Genomic DNA, 7,684 nt, shown 5'->3' with positions numbered 1-7,684 from the left:
AATGTACCCATTTCTTAGTCCTCCTCATCGAAAGGCTTCTTTTCAATGGCGCCTGCTTCGGTCAGCGCCTTGCGTAACCAGGGTGGCGGAGTAGTCCTGAGCATCGCCCGAGTTCGCGACAAAACATCTTCGATCAGTTGAGGATCGGATACTTTAATTGGGTGGATTTTGGCCGAAACAACTCGGGCTGCCGATGGCCCACCGATCGCCAGACAGAACAATAAGTGACAACCTTCCAACGCCTTCACCTTCGGGTTAATACGATCGACGTCCTCGTTCCGATGCTTTCCGCTCTGGTCGGAAACGTCTTCGAAGTCCAGGACTTCCACCAGTTTCCAGTCGTCGGGACTCACATCATAGACGACGAAACGTTTTGCCGATCCGAAATGGGCGTCGAGAGATTTCATATCTTGAGTGGCGATTGCGACGCGCAACGCGCCAGCCTTCCGTTTTGGAGCTGACGAGTGAACCCCGTCAGGGACGAGGGAAAGGCGACGAGCGGCGATCATCTAGGCAGTTCTCCTTTGCGGGAGGGATCAAGCGATCCAGGACACGGCGCGCGCTGATTGGCCTGGAAGATGTTGGAAACATCGAAGATCAGGTCGCGCGTTCCCTGATAGAGACTTGTGAGCTTATGCTGGCTGCCGAGTCGGTCGTATATCGGGAAGCCCACCCGCATGAGCGGAATCCCAAGGCGCTCCGCCGCTTGTCGTCCATGCGAATGCGTGACGAGAAGATCAGCGCCGACGGCAAGTTCTTCGAGATCGCCAAGATCACCGACCTGGAGCGATTCGGCCGGCATTTCCGCGAGTATTTTTGAGGTGCCGGTCGTGGTGACCGCTGCCGCGATTTCGGCGCCCATGCCGGTGAAGAAGGTAGCGAATTGGTAGAGCTGGTCCGGCTCCACAGCAATTGCGATTTTCTTGCCTCCGAAATGGAAATGTCCGTCGAGCAGGGCGTCCTGCAGCTGTGCTCGGCGACGGCGGATGTTTGCTGGCACCGGCGCACCAGAAATCTCAGAAAGAAACGAGACGAACCGGTCGGCTCGTTTCAATCCTGTCAGCGACTGGAACAATGCGTAAGGGACTCCCGTCCGGGTCCGCAGTAGCTCTGCGGGGCGGCGCATATGCTCGCCGATCGCGATACATTGCGCCGCCGTGCCAAGCTCTTGTATCTCGTCGACGGGAGTACCGCCATAGGTGGTCGGAACCCAACGATCGCCGGGCACCGTGCCGTCGAGAGAGCCGGAAATGTCCGGCAGGATCACCGGCTTCAGACCGAAGCTTTCGACCGTTTCGCGCAGAAGCTCGATGTCAGCGACTGTCAGATGCCATCCTGGTAGGATCGCAATCTTCTTTTGGTGGCGGCTCTGCTCGCCTGGAGTGGTGATGCGCTCGACCATAGAGATGACGGCCTTCGCCCATCCCTCTTCGATCGCTCCCTCGAAATCCGGGGTATTCGCCAGCACAACCTCCGTACCCGCGAGCTCATCGGCACGATCCCGCTTGATGTTGGCGAGATCGCCTGCGAAATCTTCGCCGCGGGTTTCCACCAGGGCTGTCGTGCAAATTCCGATCAGCTTGGGTTTTGCGCGCCTCTTGAGATTTAGGATCGCCTCTTCCAGATTGCCTGCGCCGCCAAGAATGGTCGCCACTGCGTCCAATGCCGTTGTCTGCAAGGGAATGGCTTCCTTAAAGTGTCGGACTAAAAGTACCAGCGCCAAGCTGGTGCAGCCCTGGCTGCCGTGGAACAGCGGCACGGCACGCTCGACGCCAAGAAAGGCGAGCGCGGCGCCGAGCGGCTGCGACGATTTCAGCGGATTGACCGCAGCTGATTTGGTCTGGGGAAAGACTTGAACCATCGGCTTTCCTCAACGCTTGCCGAAGCTGCCGGCGACCGCGCCGACAAAGTTTTGCAAGACGTACCCAGTCTCGTTCTCGCTCTTGGTATTCGTCAGTTCTTCTTCCACCGCATGCTGGCATTCCCACGGTGCCGGCTCCCGCACCTCCATCCAGATCGGATTGTGAATAGCAAGATCGATCTGGCGAACGAGCTCCACCATGCCGTCATAGCCGGCATAGGGGTGGTGGCGTTCCTGGTTGATATCGAGCCAAGGTGTCTTGGCCTTCAGCGCGATGAATTGCGTGCGCCCGCCAGACAACATGATGTCGGCTTTACCGTCGGCGAGCATGTTATAAAGCTCGCGCGGCGCCATCGACTCGAACAGGTGTTTTTCGTCTTTCAGGAGTTGCTTGATACGTTCCTTGTCTTCAGGCGTGGATTTCTTGACCGAGGTGCCCACGATCTCGATGCCCACCTCCATCAGCGCATGGACAACCGACCAGGACTTGACGCCGCCGGTGTTGAGCAACACGCGCTTGCCTTCAAGCCTTGGTCGATATGCTGCGAGTTTCATCCAGGCAATCGCCTCCTCCTCCGCGATCAATGCCTCGGTGCGCTCGAGGATTTCGGGATCCGCCCCCTGCATCACGAGCAGCTTGGCGATCTGTCTGAGTGCTTCCGAGGTGTCGGTAATTCCGTAAAAGGAGCCTTCGAAGAACGGGATATCCCAGAGCTCCTCCATTTTGCGGGCGAGGTTGATGAGTGCTGTCGAGCACACCAACATGGACGCCTTGGCGCGATGCGCAGAAGCAATGTCAAGATATCGGGCGTCTCCTGGAATGCAGGCCCTTACTCTGATCCCCAGCCGGTCAAGAAGCGGCTTTACCAGCCAAAACTCGCCGGATAGGTTGAACTCACCAATGATATTGATGTCGTAGGCGGTCACGTCGTTCGGCTCTACGCTGCCGATCACATGATCGAGCAACGCTTCACCGGCGAGCTTATTGCCAAGGTTCTTGGAGCCGGCAAAGCCCGGTGCGTTGACCGGCACCACCGGAAGGCCGAATTTTTCCGCGGCCCGCTTGCAGACGGCCTCGATGTCGTCGCCGATCAATGCTGTCACACAGGTCGAATAGACGAAAATCGCCGGTGGAGCATAGGCCTCCTTGATCTCGCGGATTGCTTTAAAAAGTTTCCGCTCGCCGTGCCCCATCACCACTTCGGTTTCAGTGAGGTCGGTCGTGAAGCTCGTGCGCCAGAGCGTTGGACCTGAGGAAGCCGATCCGCGGTTGTCCCAGGAATTGCCCTCACAGCCGAGAGGCCCATGGATCAGGTGCGCGACGTCGGTGATCGGCTGCAGCACGATCTTGGCGCCATCGAAAGCGCATCCGCCGGCTGCCGCCCCGGGGATCAGCGGCTTCGAACAGCCGTTTTTGCGCGCCTTGGAATCCTTGCTGCGGTTCTTCTCGCAGGCAGGCTCGTCAAAGACATCCTGGACTTTAGCATTGAGCAAGGGCATTGCGGTCTCCAAGTTCAGATGAAGGCGGCCGGCCTCACAAGGCCGACCGCCGCCGCTCCTAGCGGGTCAGGTCGTAAGAATAGTCCGTCACACCCGGCTCGCTCGTCTCGCGATCGAGCTTGTCGAAGATCTTGTCGAGGATCGTCGTCAGGACGCGCAGGCCGCCCTGGTAGCCCATGAGCGGGAAACGGTGGTGATGGTGCCGGTCGAATATCGGAAAGGTCAGCCGGATCAATGGGGTGCCGGTGTCGCGCTCGAGATACTTGCCATAGGAATTGCCGATCATAAGATCAACCGGCTCGGTAAAGAGCAGCGAGCGCAACGCCCACAGGTCCTTGCCCGCCCAGACCTGGGCATCCTTGCCGAAGGGCGAGGATGCGAGCAACGCCTTCATCTCGGCTTCCCAGGCCGACGTGCCGTTGGTAGCAAGGCAGTGGGTCGGCTCACCGCCGGTTTCCAAGACGAACCGGGCAACGGCGTAGACGAAGTCAGGATCGCCGTAGATCGCGTATTTCTTCCCGTGCAGCCAGGCTTGGCTATCTGCCATAGCGTCGACGAGACGGCCGCGTTCCAGGCCGATTGCCGGAGGAATTTCCTTGCCGGTAATCTCCGAGACCTTCATCAGGAATTCGTCGGTCGCCTGAACACCCAGCGGATAATGGAACGAAGCCGTAACCTGACCGACCTCCTTGCAATATTCCAGCGTTTTGCGCGTGTTATAGTGCTGCAGCGACAGGGTCGCTTCGGCATTCAACGCCGTTTTCAAGTCCTCGATCTTCGTGCCGCCGTCATACATGCGGTACGTACCGTCAGACGGCGTGTCGAACTGGTCGGAGGCATCCTGGATGAAGATGTAGGATACGCCCATCATGTCGAGCAGGCGCTTCAGTTCGCGGTTGTTGCCGACGCAGAAGCCGTCGAAGCCGGGAATGATGTTGATGGCTTGAGCAACCTCCTTCCGCTCGTTGCCTTTCCAGAAGTTCTCCAGAATGCCCTTGATCATGCCGTCATAGCCATCGACGTGGCTGCCGACGAAGGCAGGCGTGTGGGCGAAAGGAACATCGAAGTCGTGCGGGACCGACCCTTCGTTCTTTGCGTTTTCGATGAAGCCGTGGAGGTCGTCTCCAATGACTTCGGCCATGCAGGTGGTCGAGACGGCGATCATCTTCGGATCGTAGAGCTTGTATGTATTGGCGAGCCCGTCGACCATGTTCTTCAACCCGCCGAACACTGCCGCGTCCTCCGTCATCGAGGACGAGACCGCCGATGAAGGCTCCTTGAAGTGACGCGACAGATGCGAACGGTAATAAGCGACGCAGCCCTGGCTGCCATGGACGAAGGACATCGTTTGCTCAAAGCCTGCGGCTGCGAAGACGGCACCGAGCGGCTGGCAGGCTTTGGCCGGGTTCACGACCAGGGCTTCGCGGCCCAGGTTCTTTTCGCGATACTCCCAGGTCTTCGTGAAGTCGTTTTGATCGGCAACGACCTGATCCGGGTGGGGGCATTCGAAATTGGCTTTCTTCTCGGCGAGCATCTGCCTGTATTCCGGCTCGCGGAACAGGGGAGCATGGTCGAGAACTTTTTCCGCCGACTGCGGCATAGTAAGCACCTTTCTTTTCATCGCGCCGCACCGGTGGCGGCAATGGGATGTCATCTGTCACGAGTGCGGATCAAGTCCGATGGGAAGAGCCTGGCCTGCCCCTTCCCAAGACAGGCCAGGCTCTCATTCGGCCGCAACCGCCTCAGCTGGCGCGGCCTCTTTTTTCCAGGGGACGTCGTAGAGATCCCACACCGGATTATTGATGGCCAGATCCATGTCGCGGGCGAATATGGCGAAGCCGTCATAGCCGTGATACGGGCCGGAATAATCCCAGGAGTGCATCTGGCGGAAGGGGATGCCCATCTTCTGCACCGGATACTTCTCTTTAATGCCGGACCCAACAAGGTCGGGGCGGATGCCTTCGATGAACTTTTCCAGCTCGTAACCGGTCACGTCGTCATAGATCAGCGTACCCTTGTTCACATAATGGCCGGTGCGCTGATAGTCGTCGTTGTGGGCGAACTCGTAGCCGGTGCCGACGATCCGCATGCCGAGGTCCTCATAGGCCGTGATGACGTGGCGAGGACGCAGGCCGCCGACATAGAGCATCACCGTCTTGCCTTCGAGGCGCGGCCGGTACTTGTCGACGACAGCATCGACCAGGGGCCGGTACTTGGTGATGACAGCCTCGGTCTTGTCGACGATTTCCGGACCGAAGTGCTTGGCTATTTCGCGCAGGGAGGTTTCGATCTGGGACGGACCAAAGAAATTGTATTCCATCCACGGGATGCCGTATTTTTCCTCCATGTGCCGACAGATGTAGTTCATCGAGCGGTAGCAGTGGATGAGGTTCAGCTTGGCCTTTGGCGCGCGCTCGACCTCAGCGAGCGTGGCATCACCCGACCAGTTGCCGACCACGCGCAGCCCCACCTCCTCCAATAGAATGCGCGTAGCCCACGCGTCGCCACCGATATTGTAGTCGCCGACGACGTTGACATCGTAAGGGCCGGTCTCAAACTCGACTTCGTTCTTGTCGAAAACCCAGTCACGGATGGCGTCGTTGGCGATGTGGTGGCCGAGCGATTGCGAGACGCCGCGGAAGCCCTCGCAGCGCACCGGCACGATCGTCTTTTCGTGCTCCTTGGCCTTCTTGCGCGACACCGCCTCAATGTCGTCGCCAATCAGCCCGATCGGGCATTCCGACTGCACGCTGATGCCGTTGTTGAGGGGGAAAAGCTCCTCGATCTCGTCGATGACCTGTTCAAGCTTCTTGTCGCCGCCGAACACGATGTCCTTTTCCTGGAAGTCTGAGGTGAACTGCAGCGTCACGAACGTGTCGATGCCCGTCAGGCCGACGTAGTAGTTGCGGCGTTGCGACCAGGAATAATGACCGCAACCGACCGGCCCGTGCGAGATGTGGACCATGTCCTTGACCGGCCCCCATACCACGCCTTTGGAACCGGCATAGGCGCAGCCGCGGATCGTCATCACGCCCGGAATGGACTTGATGTTCGATTTGACGTCGCATTCGGAAAGGGCCTTCGGCTCATCGCCAGGCTCGTCGCCGCTCGTTGCGACGCTGAGGTGCTTCTTGCGGCGCTTCGCCGCCTTGTCTGGATATTGCGCTAATACTTCCGCAATGAGCTGTTCATGCAAAACGCTGTCATTCTCGTAATCAAGGCTCATGGGCCCCTGCCCCCTTTCAAGGTTCGGGTTAGGTCGTCGTCGCCGAAGCGGCTTTCTTGGAAGGACGCGCTGGCGCAAGGGCCAGCGCGTCCTGTCGACAGCGGCAGTTATTGAGCCGCAACCACCGCTGACTCCTTGGCCTGTAGTTCGGCCAGCATCTGCTCGTCGCTCTTCATGATGCCGAAGTCGAGCAGCATGTCTTCGAGCTCTTCCATGGTAATCGGGGTCGGAATGGTCCCTTGGCCCGAATTGGCATGGATCTTCTCGGCTAGCGCCCGATATTCCCCGGCCTGCTTGGAGTCCGGCGCGTACTGGATCACCGTCATCTTCCTGAGCTCGGCGTGCTGGACGATGTTGTCACGCGGCACAAAGTGGATGAGCTTGGAATTGAGCCTGGCAGCCAGCGCCTCGGAGAGGTCGAGCTCGCGGTCCGTCTGGCGCTCGTTACAGATCAGGCCGCCGAGCCGCACGCCGCCGGAATGGGCATATTTCAGGATGCCCTTGGCGATGTTGTTGGCGGCATAGAGCGCCATCATCTCGCCGGACATCACGATGTAGATCTCCTGGGCCTTGTTCTCACGGATCGGCATCGCAAAGCCACCGCACACCACATCGCCGAGCACGTCATAGGAGACGTAGTCGACATCGTCATATGCACCGTTCTCTTCAAGGAAATTGATCGAGGTGATGACGCCGCGCCCGGCGCAGCCGACGCCCGGTTCCGGACCGCCGGACTCCACGCACTTGATGCCTTTGTAGCCGGCCTTGAGCACGTCCTCGAGCTCAAGGTCTTCCACCGAACCTTCCTGCGCTGCCAGATGCAGAACCGTGTCCTGTGCTTTGGCGTTCAGGATCAGCCGGGTGGAGTCGGCTTTCGGGTCGCATCCGACGATCAGGATCTTCTGCCCGAGGTCGACAAGCGCTGCGAGCGTATTTTGGGAGGTGGTGGACTTGCCGATCCCCCCTTTGCCGTAAAATGCGATTTGACGCAAATCTGACATATCGCCTTCCTTCTTTCGTTCCATCCATCGCTGAGTAAAAGGCAGGCAGCTCGCGCCGCCTCGCATGGCAATCTTCAAAACCCGTGCCATGTGGGC

6 protein-coding genes are annotated in these 7,684 nt (G+C 59.0%); all 6 read right to left on the bottom strand.

The window, feature by feature from the left end:
• Positions 1-14: 14 nt before the first annotated feature.
• Positions 15-509, bottom strand: coding sequence for a nitrogen fixation protein NifX (gene nifX / locus ATY29_RS31725; RefSeq protein ID WP_085861407.1), 495 nt, complete (start codon positions 507-509; stop codon positions 15-17).
• On the bottom strand, positions 506-1,861 hold the full coding sequence (gene nifN / locus ATY29_RS31720) for a nitrogenase iron-molybdenum cofactor biosynthesis protein NifN (RefSeq protein WP_012489543.1): 1,356 nt from the start codon (positions 1,859-1,861) through the stop codon (positions 506-508). The genes nifX and nifN overlap by 4 nt, the downstream gene beginning before the upstream one ends.
• A gap of 9 nt (positions 1,862-1,870) precedes the next feature.
• Positions 1,871-3,361 carry a nitrogenase iron-molybdenum cofactor biosynthesis protein NifE gene (gene nifE / locus ATY29_RS31715; RefSeq protein ID WP_012489544.1) on the bottom strand — a complete coding sequence of 497 codons (1,491 nt, stop codon included), beginning with the start codon at positions 3,359-3,361 and terminating at the stop codon, positions 1,871-1,873.
• Positions 3,362-3,419: 58 nt separating this feature from the next.
• On the bottom strand, positions 3,420-4,961 hold the full coding sequence (gene nifK / locus ATY29_RS31710; protein WP_004677342.1) for a nitrogenase molybdenum-iron protein subunit beta: 1,542 nt from the start codon (positions 4,959-4,961) through the stop codon (positions 3,420-3,422).
• Positions 4,962-5,084: 123 nt separating this feature from the next.
• Complete coding sequence (gene nifD, locus ATY29_RS31705) at positions 5,085-6,587, bottom strand: nitrogenase molybdenum-iron protein alpha chain (RefSeq protein WP_010023084.1); 1,503 nt, start codon at positions 6,585-6,587, stop codon at positions 5,085-5,087.
• A gap of 107 nt (positions 6,588-6,694) precedes the next feature.
• Complete coding sequence (gene nifH / locus ATY29_RS31700) at positions 6,695-7,588, bottom strand: nitrogenase iron protein (protein ID WP_004675840.1); 894 nt, start codon at positions 7,586-7,588, stop codon at positions 6,695-6,697.
• Positions 7,589-7,684 lie beyond the last annotated feature (96 nt).

The organism is Rhizobium hidalgonense, assembly GCF_002914525.1.
Lineage (GTDB): Bacteria > Pseudomonadota > Alphaproteobacteria > Rhizobiales > Rhizobiaceae > Rhizobium > Rhizobium hidalgonense.
Note: the sequence above shows the minus strand (reverse complement) of the source record. Positions and strands in the feature narration are given on the sequence as shown.